This window comes from Enterococcus columbae DSM 7374 = ATCC 51263 (assembly GCF_000406925.1).
Classification (GTDB): domain Bacteria; phylum Bacillota; class Bacilli; order Lactobacillales; family Enterococcaceae; genus Enterococcus_E; species Enterococcus_E columbae.
In genome coordinates this window covers 699,698-716,507 of record NZ_KE136347.1, presented here as the reverse complement: position 1 = coordinate 716,507, position 16,810 = coordinate 699,698, and the positions used below count along the sequence as shown (strand labels likewise).

At 35.9% G+C, this 16,810-nt stretch carries 16 protein-coding genes and 2 riboswitches; of the genes, 15 read left to right on the top strand and 1 reads right to left on the bottom strand.

Annotated elements, in window-relative coordinates:
* The first annotated feature begins 15 nt into the window (after nt 1-15).
* From uraA to RK02_RS03355, 5 genes are all read left to right on the top strand, one after another.
* Nucleotides 16-1,269, top strand: coding sequence for a uracil permease (uraA, locus tag RK02_RS03375; protein ID WP_016182843.1), 1,254 nt, complete (start codon nt 16-18; stop codon nt 1,267-1,269).
* Between the two features lie 72 nt (nt 1,270-1,341).
* Nucleotides 1,342-1,830 (top strand): GNAT family N-acetyltransferase, encoded by a 489-nt coding sequence (locus tag RK02_RS03370; protein WP_016182842.1) that lies wholly within the window; start codon nt 1,342-1,344, stop codon nt 1,828-1,830.
* Between the two features lie 36 nt (nt 1,831-1,866).
* A riboswitch (M-box (ykoK) riboswitch) is annotated at nt 1,867-2,021 on the top strand.
* Between the two features lie 465 nt (nt 2,022-2,486).
* Nucleotides 2,487-3,809, top strand: a complete 1,323-nt coding sequence (mgtE, locus tag RK02_RS03365; protein ID WP_016182840.1) for a magnesium transporter — start codon at nt 2,487-2,489, stop codon at nt 3,807-3,809.
* Between the two features lie 19 nt (nt 3,810-3,828).
* A complete protein-coding gene (locus tag RK02_RS03360) occupies nt 3,829-4,311 on the top strand; it encodes a GNAT family N-acetyltransferase (RefSeq protein WP_016182839.1) in 483 nt (160 codons plus the stop codon).
* 214 nt (nt 4,312-4,525) lie between these two features.
* Nucleotides 4,526-5,917: an L-cystine transporter gene (locus tag RK02_RS03355; protein WP_016182838.1), complete on the top strand. Its 1,392-nt coding sequence runs from the start codon at nt 4,526-4,528 to the stop codon at nt 5,915-5,917.
* A 78-nt stretch (nt 5,918-5,995) separates the two neighbouring features.
* Here RK02_RS03355 and RK02_RS03350 read toward each other — a convergent pair whose 3' ends face one another.
* Nucleotides 5,996-6,412, bottom strand: coding sequence for a DUF4809 family protein (locus RK02_RS03350; RefSeq protein ID WP_016182837.1), 417 nt, complete (start codon nt 6,410-6,412; stop codon nt 5,996-5,998).
* A gap of 175 nt (nt 6,413-6,587) precedes the next feature.
* Between RK02_RS03350 and RK02_RS03345 the strand changes: the two genes are divergently transcribed.
* The 10 genes from RK02_RS03345 to RK02_RS03300 all read left to right on the top strand — a co-directional run bounded on the left by RK02_RS03345 (nt 6,588) and on the right by RK02_RS03300 (nt 16,669).
* A complete protein-coding gene (locus tag RK02_RS03345) occupies nt 6,588-7,847 on the top strand; it encodes a hypothetical protein (protein ID WP_016182836.1) in 1,260 nt (419 codons plus the stop codon).
* A 16-nt stretch (nt 7,848-7,863) separates the two neighbouring features.
* Nucleotides 7,864-8,244, top strand: a complete 381-nt coding sequence (gloA2, locus tag RK02_RS03340; protein ID WP_016182835.1) for an SMU1112c/YaeR family gloxylase I-like metalloprotein — start codon at nt 7,864-7,866, stop codon at nt 8,242-8,244.
* Between the two features lie 43 nt (nt 8,245-8,287).
* Nucleotides 8,288-8,359, top strand: a riboswitch (Fluoride riboswitch).
* A gap of 62 nt (nt 8,360-8,421) precedes the next feature.
* On the top strand, nt 8,422-9,636 hold the full coding sequence (locus RK02_RS03335) for a chloride channel protein (protein WP_016182834.1): 1,215 nt from the start codon (nt 8,422-8,424) through the stop codon (nt 9,634-9,636).
* Nucleotides 9,637-9,954: 318 nt separating this feature from the next.
* Nucleotides 9,955-10,641: a 3D domain-containing protein gene (locus RK02_RS03330; protein WP_016182833.1), complete on the top strand. Its 687-nt coding sequence runs from the start codon at nt 9,955-9,957 to the stop codon at nt 10,639-10,641.
* Between the two features lie 188 nt (nt 10,642-10,829).
* Nucleotides 10,830-11,096, top strand: a complete 267-nt coding sequence (locus RK02_RS03325; protein ID WP_016182832.1) for an ACT domain-containing protein — start codon at nt 10,830-10,832, stop codon at nt 11,094-11,096.
* 13 nt (nt 11,097-11,109) lie between these two features.
* Nucleotides 11,110-12,459: a PFL family protein gene (locus tag RK02_RS03320; RefSeq protein WP_016182831.1), complete on the top strand. Its 1,350-nt coding sequence runs from the start codon at nt 11,110-11,112 to the stop codon at nt 12,457-12,459.
* A gap of 22 nt (nt 12,460-12,481) precedes the next feature.
* A complete protein-coding gene (locus RK02_RS03315; protein ID WP_016182830.1) occupies nt 12,482-13,102 on the top strand; it encodes an HAD-IA family hydrolase in 621 nt (206 codons plus the stop codon).
* Nucleotides 13,103-13,239: 137 nt separating this feature from the next.
* Nucleotides 13,240-13,917 carry a helix-hairpin-helix domain-containing protein gene (locus RK02_RS03310; RefSeq protein ID WP_016182829.1) on the top strand — a complete coding sequence of 226 codons (678 nt, stop codon included), beginning with the start codon at nt 13,240-13,242 and terminating at the stop codon, nt 13,915-13,917.
* Between the two features lie 24 nt (nt 13,918-13,941).
* Nucleotides 13,942-14,412, top strand: a complete 471-nt coding sequence (locus tag RK02_RS03305) for a ComE operon protein 2 (protein WP_016182828.1) — start codon at nt 13,942-13,944, stop codon at nt 14,410-14,412.
* A 178-nt stretch (nt 14,413-14,590) separates the two neighbouring features.
* Entirely contained in the window at nt 14,591-16,669 is a 2,079-nt protein-coding gene (locus RK02_RS03300; RefSeq protein WP_245555656.1) for a DNA internalization-related competence protein ComEC/Rec2, read from the top strand.
* Nucleotides 16,670-16,810 lie beyond the last annotated feature (141 nt).

Here is a 16,810-nt window from a genome sequence, read left to right as displayed (position 1 = left end):
TAAGGAGGAAATGTTGTGAGCGAACGAAAAATAATTCAAGTTGAAGAAAAAGTACCGTTTAAAATGATGTTACCTTTAAGTTTGCAGCATATGTTTGCAATGTTTGGTGCATCCGTCTTAGTACCATTTATTTTTGGGATTAATCCAGCCATAGTATTATTTATGAATGGTGTGGGTACGTTATTATTTATTTTAATTACTAAAGGAAAAGCCCCAGCTTATTTGGGATCAAGCTTTGCGTTTTTAGCGCCAGCCGGTATCGTCATTTCTAAGTGGGGCTATCATTATGCCTTAGGTGGTTTCGTAGCAGCCGGGTTTGTTGGCTGTTTGATTGCCTTAATTATCTATAAATTTGGTTCAGATTGGATTAATATTGTTTTACCACCAGCTGCAATGGGGCCAGTGGTAGCTTTAATTGGTTTGGAATTGGCTGGTACGGCAGCTTCTACAGCTGGCTTAACCGCTGAAAAAGTAAGTAGTATCAATGTGTTGGTCTTTTTAGCTACCTTATTGACTGCAGTCTTTGGATCAGTAATTTTTAGAAAGTTTTTATCGGTTATCCCAATTTTAATTGCAATTATTGTAGGTTATCTCGTTGCTGTTATGTGTGGAATTGTTGATTTTACTCCAGTGCAAGAAGCGTCCATCTTTGCTTTGCCTAATTTTGCTTTTCCAAAGTTTAAATTAGAAGCAATTATTACTATTTTACCGGTATTACTGGTGGTTACTTCTGAGCACATTGGTCATCAAATTGTAACAAGTAAAATTGTTGAGCGTGATTTATTAAAAGAGCCGGGATTACATCGGACCTTGTTTGCTGATAACTTTTCAACGATGATTTCAGGTTTCATCGGATCTGTCCCAACGACAACCTATGGAGAAAATATCGGTGTGATGGCGATGACTAAGGTCTATAGTGTTTACGTAATCGGTGGTGCTGCTGTACTATCAATTATCAGCTCATTTATCGGCAAAATGACTTCCTTGATTAGTACCATTCCGGGACCAGTTATTGGTGGTATTTCATTCCTATTATATGGGATGATTGGTGCTTCTGGGATTCGGATTCTAGTTGATGGCAAGGTCGATTATGGTCGTTCAAGAAATATGGCGATGACCTCAGTAATTTTAGTTACCGGTCTTTCTGGTATTAAAGTCAATTTTGGCACGATTCAATTATCTGGGATGGTTCTAGCCTGTGTTGTTGGAATGATTATGGGCTTAGTCTTTTATGTATTAGATAAATTAAACTTAACCAACGATCGTTAAAAAATAGCAACTGTGATAAGATGGGAGTGTAGGGCTGCCTTTTATCACAGTTTTTTTATAAGGAGTGAAAAAATGGTTTATTTAAAAAGGCTATATCCAACTGATGCGATTGAGCAGCTGTTTTCTGATTATGAAATCATCAATCCAATCTATACTGCACATCCAAATGAAGTACTAGAAAATTTTGATTGGCAGCAGGCCTATCCAATTGTCATTGAAGTGAATCAACAAGTAGTAGGCTTTTTCGTATTAGATGCTCAAAAAGGACAGGAAGCCTACCAATTAGCCGAAAATACACTTTTATTACGTGCGTTTTCAATTGATCAAAAGTTTTTAAGGAGAGGTTACGCCAAGCTTGCATTGCAACAATTGCATCAGTGGCTGGCTGCTCAACAGATAGTAGCAAATGATGTATATCTAGCTGTTAATCATCGAAATATTGCTGCACAACAGCTGTATTTACATACTGGCTTTGAAGACACAAAACAGCGATTCCAAGGGATTGCAGGTGAACAGTATCTATATCGATTAAATATCGAAAATTTTCTGAAAAACAATTGACAATTTTTTCTAAGAGGACTATACTCCCAATGAAATAGATATTCTCGGTAGGTGAGGCTACTATTAGGATATGGATTACTGCCGTAAAAAAATGGAAACATTTTGCACTGGTTAACAGATTTTGTCGAAAATAAGGCTTAATCTAATGTAATTTCACGCCTAATAGAGTTAAAACTTGAACGGGTACGTAATAGACGTAATACTTTCAATCGTTCACTCACCGCACTTGTGGTGAGTTTTTTGCATTAAGGATGTTTTGTAAGTCGATCAGCTACGAGCAAATAAGATCGCATCTGGTAGGAAAATCCACTATTTTAAAGATTTTTCTAGCCAGATGGGCTTATTTGCCGAAGTAGCTACTTACAAAACACGGATTATTAAGGATGTCTAACGACTTGTCCAGCTACGAGAAAATTTGAGTCTTACTCGTCGTTTGAAAAATGGATGGATACGAAAATTTTTTTCAAACAGCTAGAAACATTTTAGAATGAATATTTTATTAAAGGAGGTGGTAAGTATGTCAAATGATCCGAGTCACTCGCAGTCTAGAAAAAGTACATTATTCATTCAATCAGCTTTTGTATGCTGTGTGCTGTCTTTTAAAGTGAAAAGACAGCCAATCAGTAATGAAAAAGCTGATTTACTAGGAGGAATTCATGATGAAAACATTATCAACATACTTATCACCTCAAGAACTAGCTAAAAATTTCTCAGCCTTTCATGCAGTTGATTTGGTAAAGTTATTAGATCAATATGCCACAGAAGAATTGTTGTTGTTTTGCCAGCAGCTAAGCTTAGAACAGCTAGCTATCATTATTGAACAATCTGATTTAGCCTTACAATTAAGGATAGTTCAACAACTATCTACAGAAAAACTTTTAAAAGTCTTTACTTATATGTCTAAAGATGACATAGCAGATATGCTTGGTGAGCTACCTATTGCGTTAAGAAAATCTTTATTGAAAAAAATGAAAGAAAATGATCGTGTCATCTTAACAGAACTTTTAGGCTATCCCATTGATTCTGCTGGTGGGTTGATGACTACAGAATATATTGCCTTAAATGAAAATTTATGTGTCCAACAAGCTTTGAGTAAAATTAAGGAAATTGCTCCGCAAACGGAGATTATCACCATCATCTATCTTTTAAATAATCAAAAGCAATTGGTTGGAACAGTTAATTTACGCGATTTGTTTACACACCAAGAAGAGAAACTTTTAAAAGATTTTAAAAATCCTAATGTATTAAAAGTCTATCCAGAAGAAGACCAAGAACAAGTTTCGTTGTTGGTTTCAAAGTATGATTTATTAGCTATTCCAGTAGTGAATCATCGCGATTTATTGTTAGGTATAATTACTGTTGATGATATTATTGATGTCATTATTGATGAACAAACCGAGGATTTATTGGGTTTAGCTGGGGTGGATAAAGAAGAACGGTTAAAAGCACCTTTAATAGACTCTGTAAAAAAGCGGCTTCCTTGGCTGATTATCAATTTAGCAACTGCTTTTCTTGCTTCATTTACGATAGGATTGTTTGAAGGAACAATAGAAAAGGTTGTAGCCTTAGCTTCTGTTATGTCAATTGTTGCTGGTATGGGGGGCAATGCGGGTACGCAGACACTATCATTAATGGTTAGAAGTATTGCTTTAGGCGAAGTTTCTTTTAAAGAGGATTGGCGGTTGATTATGAAAGAATTCAGCCTTGGTTTCATCAATGGCGCAATTACCGGTTTGATTACAGCGATCATTATTTATTGGCATTATCATAATGTCTTTTTAGGATTGATTATTCTATTGGCAATGATAGGTAATCTAGTCATTGCCGGGGTATTTGGTTTTACGATACCATTGTTATTGAAGAAAATGCATATTGATCCAGCCTTAGCTTCATCGATTTTTTTGACAACGATGACGGATGTGGGTGGTTTCTTTATTTTCTTAGGATTAGCTCAATTATTTTTGAATTATTTAGTATAAAACGGGGAGAAAATATAGTATGAACATACGCTTAGCAACCATACAGGATATAGAAAAAATTTATCAGCTTGAACAATTATGCTTTCCTAAAGAAGAGGCAGCAAGTAAACAAGCATTGGCTGAACGATTAGCGTATTTTGCTAATCATTTTTTACTGATGGAACACCAGGAGCAAATTATTGGAATGGTCAATGGTATGGTTTGTCATCAGTCTGAATTAACTGATAATCTTTACGCACAAGCTCACTTTCATGATGAAAATGGAGAGTGGCAAATGATTTTTGGTGTAGACACGCATCCAGCATTTCGTCATCAGGGAGTTGCTAGTCAATTATTAGCTGAGTTTATTCAGCAAGCTAAAGCACAAGGTCGCAAGGGAGTGGTTTTGACCTGCAAAGCGGAATTGATTCCTTTTTATGAACAGTTTCAGTTTGTGAACCAAGGCATTTCAGCTTCAACGCATGGAAACGTGCAGTGGTATTTAATGCAGTTGATTTTTTAGTAGAGCTTAAGACAAGCCCTGTAATTTGCGATAGATTATTTTTATCGCAAACTAGAGGGCTTTTCATTTACATTTCAAGCTGTTGTTTTTATACTAGGTGAGTCACTAAATTTATGGCGCGCAATAAATTTAGAGTGTCTGTTGGAGAATGGTCACTGTGGAACCTTTACTTCCGTTGATAGACTTGTCAATCAAATTTAAGGAGTTGTATGTTTTGACAAATCTAATTAGTCTTTTAATTGTTATTATTTTTGCTATTGCCTTATTTGGCTTTTATCAATTACAAAAACGTCATGTGAAGTTTTCGACTCGCGTTTTCTCTGGTTTATTTGCTGGGGTTGTATTTGGCGGCGTCTTACAATTTATTTTTGGTACAAGTGATAAAGTCGTAACAAATGCTTTAGCTTGGATTCAAATCGTTGGAACTGGTTATGTCCATTTATTACAAATGCTAGTGATGCCTTTAGTCTTTGTTTCTATTGTTGGTGCCTTTATTCGAATGAAAGAATCCAACAAAATTGGTAAAATTAGTGCCAATGTTTTATTTGTATTATTGAGCACTACTGCTATTGCGGCTTTAATCGGTGCGTTGATGGTGTTTGTCTTCCAGTTAGATGGGGCGACTTTTACCAAAGGAGCAGCTGAGAGTGCGCGAATTGCCGAACTAGCACAACGTCAAACACAGGTAAAGGATTTATCAATCCCTCAACAAATTATTTCTTTTATCCCAACAAATGTTTTTGCTGATTTTGCAGGAACTAGAGCAACCAGTACCATTGGTGTAGTTGTATTTTCAGCCTTTGTGGGGGTTGCTTACCTAGGCGTGAAGAAAAAAGCACCAAAAGAAGCGCAAACCTTCGCTAACTTAATGGAAAGCTTATATAAAATTACCATGCGCATTGTAACGTTGGTTTTACGTCTCACTCCATATGGTGTATTTGCTTTAATGATTAATGTATTAGCAACCAGTGACTTTGAAGCAATTATCAATTTAGGTAAATTTATTTTGGCTTCATACAGTGCCTTGTTATTGGTGTTGATTGTTCATTCATTATACCTTTTAGCTGTTCGTGTCAACCCACTGGTATACTTTAAAAAAGCTTTACCAGCCTTGAGTTTTGCCTTTACCTCTCGTTCTAGTGCAGGAACATTACCGTTAAATATTGAAACACAGACAAAAGCTTTAGGAGTAGATGAAGCAACGGCTAATTTTGCTGCTAGCTTTGGTTTATCAATTGGTCAAAATGGTTGTGCTGGTGTATATCCTGCTATGTTAGCAACCATTGTAGCACCAACAGTCGGAATTAATGTGCATAGTATCGAATACCTATTATTATTAGTGGCTGTGGTTACCATTAGTTCATTTGGTGTAGCTGGTGTAGGGGGTGGAGCAACCTTTGCTTCTTTAATCGTATTGGGTGCCTTAAACTTCCCGGTGGCTATTGTTGGTTTGGTGATTTCTGTTGAACCATTAATCGATATGGCTCGTACCTTAGTCAATGTGAGTGATAGTATGGTGGCGGGAATTGTTACAAGTAGTCGATTAAATGAATTAAATCGTGAACAACTGACTGACAAACAAGCTGTCATTGCAGCACAAGAATAGTATAAAAGTCAATAAATGTTTAAAAGCCCTCCAAACTTGATTTGCGAGGGCTTTTAAATGTTTAATAGTTAATGATAATTAGGCATCGATTTCTTCCATGACAAAATCAATAGCCTCAATATCGAATAATTTAGTTAAGATTTCATTGATTGTTGCAAAAAGTTGCGCGTTATCGTTTTTATAGCTGTTAGTTGTCATTATTTTTTCGCCAGAAGTATGATTGATATAAGTCATTTGATGACCGTTTAATTCAGCTTGGATAAATGTTTCTCCTTTTTTAAATCCTTCCATTTCCTCGCCAATGCCCACTTCTTCGTAGCTTTGACGCCAACCATTTGCTTGAACGATTGCTGGGATTAAATTTTCTAAATCCAAAAAGCCAAAGCCAATTTCTTTGTCTAAATAATAAAGGGTATAGCTTTCACATCTTACTACTCCACAAGCATTACAGCCACCGTCAATATATAAATGATCAAATTTGATTATAGCCTGCATTATTTTTTTCACCTCTTTTTTCTCTCATCATATCATAAAAATAGTGTTCATCCTATAATATTTAAAATGTTGCGACTTATTTCTTTTTTCAATAGTAAAACGTGTTATAATTATGTTAGAGGACCGTAGATTGTATTTTTAGTCGTACCTTTTGTCATTTCCCCTGGAGGTGAGAATGATGGAGGAAATGGTTTTAATCTCAACAAAAGCAACAAGCACTCAGCCACCTGTTAATAACGAGGAATTTCAACAGCATTTAACGATTCAATCTGATGGTAGCGTTCTTTTTAAGGCGTATTATGTAGATCTTGCATCCGCTGATAATCAATCTTTAGCACGGATGATCCATAAAAAGATTGATTTTAGACAGTGTAAACAGTTTTTTTATATTATAAGGCAGCTTTTAAGTGAGTATCGAGGGAATCAAAGCTATTCAAGCAAGCAATCCACCTGGCAGTTAGTCTTTAAGCATGAAGGGCAAAGCGAAGTTTATACTGGTTTGTTGGACGGTAAGCTGAATTATCGTGGTCAATCATTAACCTATATTCTACAAAAAACGCTTGGTATTGAGCAGTTGTTGGCTTTTGGTCCGGTGAAAGACCAGACAGATGCACTAATCGGTGTCACTAAAAAGGCAAATGTCACCTATTTGCCTAATCATGAGCATTTAAATCAAACAATTAAAGGCTTAAAAGATTGTGTGCTCTCTTTATCTTTAAAACGTGATCATCAATTATATGTAGAAAATAAGATTTTAGAGATTAGATATACGCTTGAGTTAGGACCGGCTGAATATCGGGCGATTCAAGCAGCAATGCAATTAGAACGGATTGTCAAGAAATATACGCTGATTCAAGAACAAATAGTTAATGGTGAGCCGATCAGCTTGCCTAAAATTGACGAGCAATTAAGCCAATCTTATGCATATCAAGAGGATTATCTCTTGCATAAGCTAAAACGATTGAATCAAGCGATTGTTTTTCAACGGGAATATGGTTTGGAAAATTTTGTTGAGCAGGTCTCTACTTTGGATGAGCTTTATTGTAAAATTTCCCTTCATATTCATCCCGATTTATTCCCTAATTTAGCTAGTGAAGTACAAGAATTATATCAAAACGCGCTGATTGCTTATCATCAAGGCGATGTATTCACTTTAAATATGATTGCCACCGTCGTTTCCAATCAAAATGTGGAGCAACAAAATACGCATTCCTTTGCTGACTTGTTTGCTGAACAAAAGCGATTACATGCGCTAAAAGACTTAATTAAAGAGGAATTAGTCCAATTAGATGACGAATATCCTTCTGCTTTAAAACAATATGTAAATACCCAAGAGCAAGTCACCACGCAACGGGACTTTTTAAATGAACAAGCGGATGAATCCATCAAAGCAATTCAAGATTATCAAGCAAAAATTGACATATTATTAAAGTAAAAGTGAGGAATATAATTTGAATTTGAATAAAATCCATCATGTAGCGATTATTACCGCCAATTATACAGAGTCTAAAAACTTTTATGTCGAAAAACTCGGCTTTGAAATTATCCGGGAAAATTATCGGGCACAGCGCGATGATTACAAGCTGGATTTAAAATTAGGTGATTGTGAGCTAGAAATTTTTGGGATTAAGTCGGCACCTAAACGTCCATCTTATCCAGAAGCTTGCGGCTTAAGACATTTGGCTTTTGCTGTTGAGAATATTGAAGAGGTGGTTGCTGAGTTAGCGGAAAAAGGAATTACTTGTGAACCGATTCGCTATGATGCATTTACCAATAAAAAGATGACATTTTTTGCCGATCCGGATGGTTTACCATTAGAGCTACACGAATAATCAACTTTTTATTGACAAATAATCATTTGTGTTGTAATTTTACATACGAACAGGGAATGAAGTTCTCCCTTGGGTAACCAAAACCGCGTAAAACGCTGATGACTTCTATGGCTTTTTTGTCATGGAGTGATCAGCTTTTTTTATGTGTTTGATTAATTTTAAAGGAAGAGGTTAAAGATGAAAAAAATATTGATGCAGCTAAAAGATTATTATGGTGAATATTTACTATTGATTGCCCTAGCGATTGTGATTGGTTTAATCGTTGGTGTAGTCGATGCCTATTTTGGAATGATTTTACTAAAAATTACAGAGATTCGCTCATTATCGCCTTTTTTATGGATTCCATTTTTACCATTAGTTGGTTTATTTATTGTCTTTATGTATCAAAAATATGGAAAAACCAGTAGTCAGGGGATGGGGTTAATTTTTGAAGTGGGTCAGGGCGAAAATAAAGTAATTCCCTTTCGCTTGATTCCCTTTATTATTGGGGGAACATGGCTAACCCATCTATTTGGTGGTAGTGCTGGTAGAGAAGGGGTAGCTGTACAAATTGGTGCGACTGTTGCCCATACTTTAGGCAATAAGCTAAATTTGATGAAGTTTCAAACCCTTTTAATCGTTATCGGAATGGCGGCTGGTTTTGCTGGTTTATTTCAAACACCGATTGCCGCGACTTTCTTTGCGTTGGAAGTAATGATTGCTGGTAAATTTATTTATCCAGCTTTAATCCCAGCACTAGTGGCTTCATTTGTTGCAAGTACGACTTCACATTTTTTAGGTTTGGAAAAATTCCAAGTTTATTTAGCGGAACCGTTTGATTTTTCATTATTCCATTTTTTACTTTTAGCCATTGTAGGGATCATTTTTGGAGTGGTAGGTAGCCTTTTTGCTAAGAGTCTTTCTATTTTAAAATCCAAAATGGCAATGTGGTTTAAAAATCCCTATCGACGAGTATTTATTATCGCCTGTGGTTTAAGTGTATTGCTATTACTTTTATATCAAGGGCGTTATGCTGGGTTAGGTACCAACTTAATTACAGCAAGCTTCAGCGGCCAACACATTTATAGTTATGATTTCATTTTAAAGCTTATTTTTACTGTTTGTACGCTAGCTGTGGGCTTCCAAGGTGGCGAGGTAACTCCTTTATTTTCTATTGGAGCAACATTGGGCGTTGTATTAGCTAATATCTTGCACTTACCGGTAACGCTATTTGCTGCCTTAGGCTATGCAGCAGTCTTTGGCAGTGCGACCAATACATTGTTAGCGCCTATTTTAATTGGCTGTGAAGTATTTGGATTTGAACATTTTCCTAGCTTTTTTATCGTTTGTGCCTTTGCTTATTTCTTTAATTTTAATCAATCAATCTATGGTAAGCAGCAAATTTTGAAATAAATACTTAATGGGTTCGCTTTCTTTTTTGTAATAATTTTTAATTGACTGTAATAATTCTTGTTTTTTTCGAAAAAAACAATTGTTTCTGAAAATTTTTAGGAAAATTTTAATCAATTGATATTACAAAATATCACTATTTTTTGTTAATAAGAGCCTAATCTGCGTGGTTTTTAAACGTTTATGTCGTTTTCTTGTTCAAACTTTTTATCATTTTGCAATATTTCGTTACAAAATAGCAACCAAAGCAATGAATTAATTCGGTATGATATTCTTCGTCAGTTGACGACAAGATGAATTTCAAAGGAGAATATCGTATTTATGAAAACATTCAAAACACTTGCAGTTGGTGTCATGGCGTTCGTAGGTTTGGCTTTTGGAAGTGTACAGGTGAATGCCCAAGAGATTGAACACGTGGTTCAACCGACTGATACCTTATCTGGAATTGCTGTAAAATATTTTGGCTCTAGTCAATTTGTCGATAAAATTGTTCGTGATAATCAAATTTCAAATCCAAATATGATTTATGATGGACAAGTATTAAAAATTATCACTGAAGAAGAAGCGACTAAAGGTGGCGTAAAGTTAATTCGTCACAATAAAGTTGTTTATGATGAAACACAAGATACCACAAACACTCAGTCTGAAACTACCCAACAAGCCCAAGCAACTGAGGTAAGTCAAGCGACTACAACTACCACTGCGACACCTAGTGGGAAGACCTTGGTAATGGAATCAACGGCTTATAGTTCAGATCCACGAGATACGCTAGGTGGAGGAACGATTACTGCGACTGGTCAAAATTTACTAGAAAATCCAATGGCAGTAGCAGTTGATCCGACAGTTATTCCATTAGGGACCCGTCTATATGTAGAAGGCTATGGAGAAGCGATTGCCTCTGATACAGGTGGTGCGATTAAGGGCAATATTATTGATGTACATTTTCCAACTTATGAGCAATGTATTCAATGGGGAAGACGTACAGTAACAGTAACTATTTTAGATTAATATAATTTTTAAGGACACGGTCTATTTTTAGACGGTGTCTTTTTTCGATCAATCAAAATAGAATGTTGTAGAATTTTCGTTTTTTTCGTCATTAATCGCTAAAATTTCCTTAGATAGATATTTCACATGAAATATTTCAGAATATTTTAAGCTGTGATATAATATTAAAAAATAAAGGAGGGTTACACATGCGAGCAATATTAACTGTAATTGGAAAAGATCAGGTTGGCATCATTGCTAAAGTTAGTCAAAAACTAGCCAATCTAGAAATTAATATTATCGATGTTACACAAACAATTTTAGAAGAATACTTTACAATGATGATGGTTTTAGAAACCAAAGAAACGATTGAATTTGCTTTAATCCGTAATGAATTAGATGAAGTTTCTCAAGAATTAGGTGTGGATATTCGTATTCAAAATGCGGAAATCTTTGATGCAATGCATAAGCTATAATTGGGAGGATCATATGGAAGTCAATCAAATATTAGAAACCATTCGGATGGTGGAAGAAGAAAACTTGGATATTCGTACAATTACCATGGGTATTTCGTTACTAGATTGTATGGATGCTGATGTAGATAAGGCTTGTGAGAAAATCTATAATAAAATTACTGAAAAGGCGAAAAACTTAGTAGCAGTTGGTGAAGCGATTGAAATGGAGTATGGTATTCCCATTATCAATAAACGGATTTCAGTAACACCAATTGGCATTGTGGCGGCTGCTAGTCATGCAAATGCAAAAGAGTGTGTGAAATTTGCCAAAACGCTTGATCGTGCTGCGAAAACAGTAGGGGTAAACTTTATTGGTGGCTATAGTGCTTTAGTGGAAAAAGGCTATCAAGCAGGCGATCATGCCTTGATTGAATCCATTCCCCAAGCTTTAGCTGAGACTGATTTTGTTTGTTCTTCTGTTAATATTGGTTCTACAAAAGCTGGGATTAATATGGACGCAGTCAAACAAATGGGTGAAATTATTAAGCAAACCGCCCAAGCTTCTGATATGGGCTGCGCTAAGTTAGTCGTTTTCGCCAATGCGGTAGAGGACAATCCATTTATGGCTGGGGCCTTTCATGGCGTAGGTGAAGCTGATTGTGTCATCAATGTGGGTGTTAGTGGACCTGGTGTCGTGAAACGTGCTTTAGAAAAAGTAAAGGGACAGCCGTTTGATGTGGTGGCAGAAACCGTCAAGAAGACGGCCTTCAAAATTACACGGATGGGACAGTTAGTTGGGAGAGTTGCTTCTGAGAGACTAGGGGTGCCGTTTGGAATTGTTGATTTATCCTTAGCGCCAACACCTGCTGTTGGTGATAGTGTGGCCCACATCTTAGAAGAAATGGGCTTAGAATCAGTAGGGACACATGGAACTACTGCAGCCTTAGCTCTTTTAAACGATGCAGTAAAAAAGGGGGGCGTAATGGCCTGCAATCACGTTGGAGGATTATCTGGTGCATTTATTCCGGTTTCTGAAGATGCTGGCATGATTACAGCAGTTGAAAATGGTTTTTTAAATATTGAAAAATTAGAAGCCATGACGGCGATTTGTTCTGTTGGTTTAGATATGATTGCGATTCCTGGAGATACACCTGCTGCAAGTATTTCAGCGATGATTGCTGATGAGGCAGCAATAGGTGTGATTAATCATAAAACAACAGCTGTCAGAATTATTCCAGCCAAAGAGGCAAAGGTAGGAGATATGATTGAATTTGGTGGGTTACTAGGCCGTGCACCGGTTATGAAAGTAAATACTGCTGGCTCTGTGGATTTCATCCAACGTGGGGGAAGAATTCCGGCACCAATTCATTCATTTAAAAATTAATTGTTTAGTTAGGATTTTGTTCATGTATAAAAACTTTATTTGGGATTTTGATGGTACTTTGTTTAATACCTATCCAAAAATGTTAAAAGCTTATGTAAAAACGATGCAGGATTTTAAGGTAGATATTTCACCTGCGGAAATTTATCGAATGTTAAAAACGGCCTCTTCAAAAGATTTAGCTGAAAAATATCAATTGGATTTTGCTAAATTTGATCAAATTTATAAGAATTACGAAAAAAATGATTCGATGCCGGTTTTTGCTTATGATGATGCTAAGCAAACATTAGAAACGATTCAGCAGCTAGGAGGTCAACATTTTTTATTGACCCATCGTGAGAATCGTTCGGCTCAAGCACTTTTAACTGCGTCAGATTTGGTGGATTATTTTGTTGAAATTGTCGGACCGGAAAATCAATTTCCGCGAAAACCTGATCCTACTTCATTGAATTATCTGATTGAAAAATATCAATTAAATCGTGCGGAAACAGTGATGATAGGTGATCGTCCAATGGATATCGATGCAGGGATTGGTGCAGGAGTAAGTACCATTTTTTATAATGATGAACGTTTATTTACCATTGATCGTGCCAAACACGAAGTCAATAGTTTGTTTGAAATTACCCAATTTATTCAAAATGGATAAGTTTTTTAAAAAGCTATCAATACAAGTTGATTAACCGATAATTTTAAAAACTAACAGGAATGAAAAATTCTTGTTAGTTTTTTTTCGTATATAAGTATCGAAGAGATAAAAAAGAAGGTGGTTTAAGTGGAAAATTTTTGAATAAATTAAAGCAACAACCATTTGTCAAATTATATTTGCTTGGTTTCAGCTTGCTTTTGTTGCTGTTTATTGGAGGGGGGATTTGGTTTTATCATGCAGATAGGCTGAAACAAAATGATATCAATCATGTATTGGCGCAAAAAGTGCCAAAAACGGCGCAAACATCAGAAAAAAAGGTAGAGCAGACGACAAAAAAGACTACCAACTCATCGATGATTTATGTAGATATTAGTGGTGCTATCAATCATCCTGGTGTTTATCAGTTAGCCGATGATGCTAGGTTGTTTGATTTGATTGAAAAGGCAGGTGGTTTAACCAAAGAGGCTGCTAGAGACAAAATCAACCAAGCAATCAAATTACAAGACCAACAAAAGGTATATATCGTCCATATCGGCGAGCAAACACCAGAAGCAACTACAGCAAGTCAGGATGAGCGTACTAATTTGGTCACTTCGACTAGTTCAACGAGTGAACAACAGCAAAATTTGGTCAATATTAATGAAGCAGATTTGACAACATTACAGACCTTATCAGGTATTGGTGAGAAAAAAGCGCAAGCAATCATTGCATATCGCCAGGAAAATGGCTCGTTTAAAAGTATTGATGATTTAAATAAAGTTCCAGGATTTGGTGAAAAGACAGTTGAAAAAATACGAAACTTGATTAGAATATAACTAAGATTGTAAGGAGGGCTAATCATGTCAAAAGAAAGAATTCCTTGGCCACAATATTTTATGGCACAAGCTGTTTTACTCTCATTGAGAAGTACCTGTACACGACTAGAAGTCGGGGCAACCTTAGTTAAAGATCGCCGAATTATTGCTGGTGGTTATAATGGTGCTGTAAGTGGAGATGACCATTGTATCGATCATGGCTGTTATGTTGTGGATGGTCATTGTATTCGGACCATTCACGCGGAGATGAATGCTTTATTACAGTGTGCAAAATTGGGCATTTCCACGAAAGATGCTGAAATTTATGTCACTCATTTTCCATGTATTCATTGTACAAAGGCAATTTTACAAGCAGGAATTAAAAAGATCTATTATTTACATGATTATCATAATGATGTTTATGCCATGGAATTAATCAAAAAGATTGGCGTGGAGATTGAACAAGTTTCGTTAGATCAAAAATATTTTGAAAAACTTCTTTCTAGTGCAATTTAACTGGCAAAAAGCTGATTTCACTTTAAAAAATCAGCTTTTTTATGCCGTTTTATTGATTCTTTTTACCTTTTATGGCTTTTGTTATCATCACTATTTTTTACTACTTTTCGCTTTTTATTATCTTTTCTATTTTATTTTAAGAAAAAAATTAGGCTTATTGGCCTTGAGTTGCTTTTTTTTGGTTTTTTTATGTGGCCGTTTCTATTTTAACGATTTATCATTTCAAGCTAGGCAAACTGATAGCTTTCAAGCAAGACTGGTCATTTACCCAGATACCTTAACTATCGATGGGAATTTGGTTCGTGCAGATGGGCAGCTGCAGCATCATTTGGTTAAAGTTCAATATCAATTAAAGTCAGCTGAGGAAAAGAGCAGGTGGCAACAGCAAGCCCCTCATTTGACTGGCTTGGTTGTTAAAGCCCATTTTACTGATCTAAGGGCAGCTAGTAATCAGCATGCCTTTGATTATCGCCAGTATCTTGATGAGAAGGATTATCTAGGTGTTTTAGCAATTGAACAGTATCAGTTTTTTTCAGATCATTCAATTGGTTCACTACTCCATCGTTTACGAGCGAATGCCATACAGCATGTGAATCGATATTTTCATCAACAAACGAGAAAATATGTTTTAGCCTTATTATTTGGTTATCGCAATGATGATTTTCAAGAAGAACAACAAATTTTTTCAGCAACAGGGATTTTACATCTCTTTAGTATTTCTGGAACGCACGTCCTATTTTTCTTTGGCTTAATTGAATATTGCTTCAGGAGGTTACACTTCAGTTATCGTCAACGTTTTTTACCCATGTTAAGCAGTATTTTTGTAGGTATCTTTATATTTGGGGGTTCAATTAGTGTTTGGCGAGCAGCGATTTTATACTTTATAAAAATGTGTTTATCAGTAAGACATTTTTCTTTAAGCAGTTTAGATTTATATAGCCTTGTTTGTCTTATTTTATTGCTCATTTTTCCAAATTGCTTTGTTGTTTTATCAGGCCAATTATCTTTATTAGTGACCTTTTATTTGCTTTTTATACCGAAGCAATTGACGATTAAGCAAGAAATCATGCATATGCAGTATTTGACCATTTTAACGGCCCCCTTTATTTTGGCGATATTTTATGAATGGCCAACCCTTGGCGGCATCCTAACTTTTTTATTTACGCTAATCTTTCAGTGGCTGATTTTGCCAGGCTGTTTGCTTTTATTTGGGTTATCTTTTTTCCCATTGCTTTTTCCTTTTTTTGAGACAATATTTACTTACATACTCTTATTTTTTGAAAAAGGGTTAGCTTATTTAAGCTGGAGTAATATTTGTTTGGGGCAGCTTCCTTTATGGCTAGCAGTCTTTTGCATGATTACAGGCTTATTTGCTTATACCAAGAAAAAATATCTGCCGATGCTTGTCATTTGTTTAGGCCTGCCTTTAGTATTTCATTTATTCTATAGCTTGCCAATTAAGGTGAGCTTTGTGGATGTGGGCCAAGGGGATTGCACAGTCATTCAAAGTAGCTTCAATCAGGAGGTTTATGTAATTGATACCGGTGGCAGAGTGACTTTTCAAACAGCTAAATGGCGACAACGTAAAAGCCAAGCCAATGTTCGTTACAGCTTGTTGGCCTATTTAAAAGGGGAGGGAATTAGACACATTGATGGCTTGATTTTGACACATGGTGATCAAGATCATATGGGGGATGCTTTAACTGTACTACAGTCGATTAAGGTAAAGCATTTATATGTAGGGACACAGGCGCAAAAAAGTCACAATTTACGTTTATTACTAAAACGTCTTCCGAAAAGAACAAGGGTGCAAACACTTAAGCAAAATGATTGGATCGGAAAAAGGGTCCAATTACATGTTTTATTTCCAAAACAGGCTAAAGCAGCTGAAAATCAAGATTCATTAATTCTTTTTTCCCGGCTACATCAACAAAATTTTCTTTTTATGGGTGATTTGCCTATTGAGCAAGAACAAATTTTACTCAAGCAATATCCTAATTTAAAAGCCGATATTGTCAAAATTGGTCATCATGGTAGTAAAACCTCGACTTCGACTGCGTTTTTAAAGCAGGTTGAACCCAAAATTGCCGTGATTTCAGTTGGCAAAAACAATCGTTATCATCATCCCAATCAAGAAGTCATTAACCGTTTAAATCAACGCCAGATATTAATTAGAAGAACAGATCAGGTAGGGATGGTCCAATATGTTAGTCTGCCTTTTAGTGATGCCTGGCTGGAAAAATTGGGAGCTGATTGAAGATACTAACTTGTTTTGAGTAGTCGTTTAGTCAAGAGATTAAAGCAAGTGTCAAGGAAGCGTTCACTAGGCAGACTTTTCTATTCAATTAGTAGATACTATGATAAAATGAGTAGTGATTTTAGAAAAATAGGTGATGAT

What these genes read in the sequence shown, in the direction of transcription:
- RK02_RS03305 (WP_016182828.1), top strand. Translation starts at nt 13,942, where the DNA reads ATGTCAAAAGAAAGAATTCCTTGGCCACAATATTTTATGGCACAAGCT.
- RK02_RS03315 (WP_016182830.1), top strand. Translation starts at nt 12,482, where the DNA reads ATGTATAAAAACTTTATTTGGGATTTTGATGGTACTTTGTTTAATACC.
- RK02_RS03360 (WP_016182839.1), top strand. Translation starts at nt 3,829, where the DNA reads ATGAACATACGCTTAGCAACCATACAGGATATAGAAAAAATTTATCAG.
- RK02_RS03335 (WP_016182834.1), top strand. Translation starts at nt 8,422, where the DNA reads ATGAAAAAAATATTGATGCAGCTAAAAGATTATTATGGTGAATATTTA.
- RK02_RS03370 (WP_016182842.1), top strand. Translation starts at nt 1,342, where the DNA reads ATGGTTTATTTAAAAAGGCTATATCCAACTGATGCGATTGAGCAGCTG.
- RK02_RS03320 (WP_016182831.1), top strand. Translation starts at nt 11,110, where the DNA reads ATGGAAGTCAATCAAATATTAGAAACCATTCGGATGGTGGAAGAAGAA.
- RK02_RS03350 (WP_016182837.1), bottom strand. Translation starts at nt 6,412, where the DNA reads ATGCAGGCTATAATCAAATTTGATCATTTATATATTGACGGTGGCTGT.
- mgtE (WP_016182840.1), top strand. Translation starts at nt 2,487, where the DNA reads ATGATGAAAACATTATCAACATACTTATCACCTCAAGAACTAGCTAAA.
- RK02_RS03345 (WP_016182836.1), top strand. Translation starts at nt 6,588, where the DNA reads ATGATGGAGGAAATGGTTTTAATCTCAACAAAAGCAACAAGCACTCAG.
- RK02_RS03325 (WP_016182832.1), top strand. Translation starts at nt 10,830, where the DNA reads ATGCGAGCAATATTAACTGTAATTGGAAAAGATCAGGTTGGCATCATT.
- RK02_RS03330 (WP_016182833.1), top strand. Translation starts at nt 9,955, where the DNA reads ATGAAAACATTCAAAACACTTGCAGTTGGTGTCATGGCGTTCGTAGGT.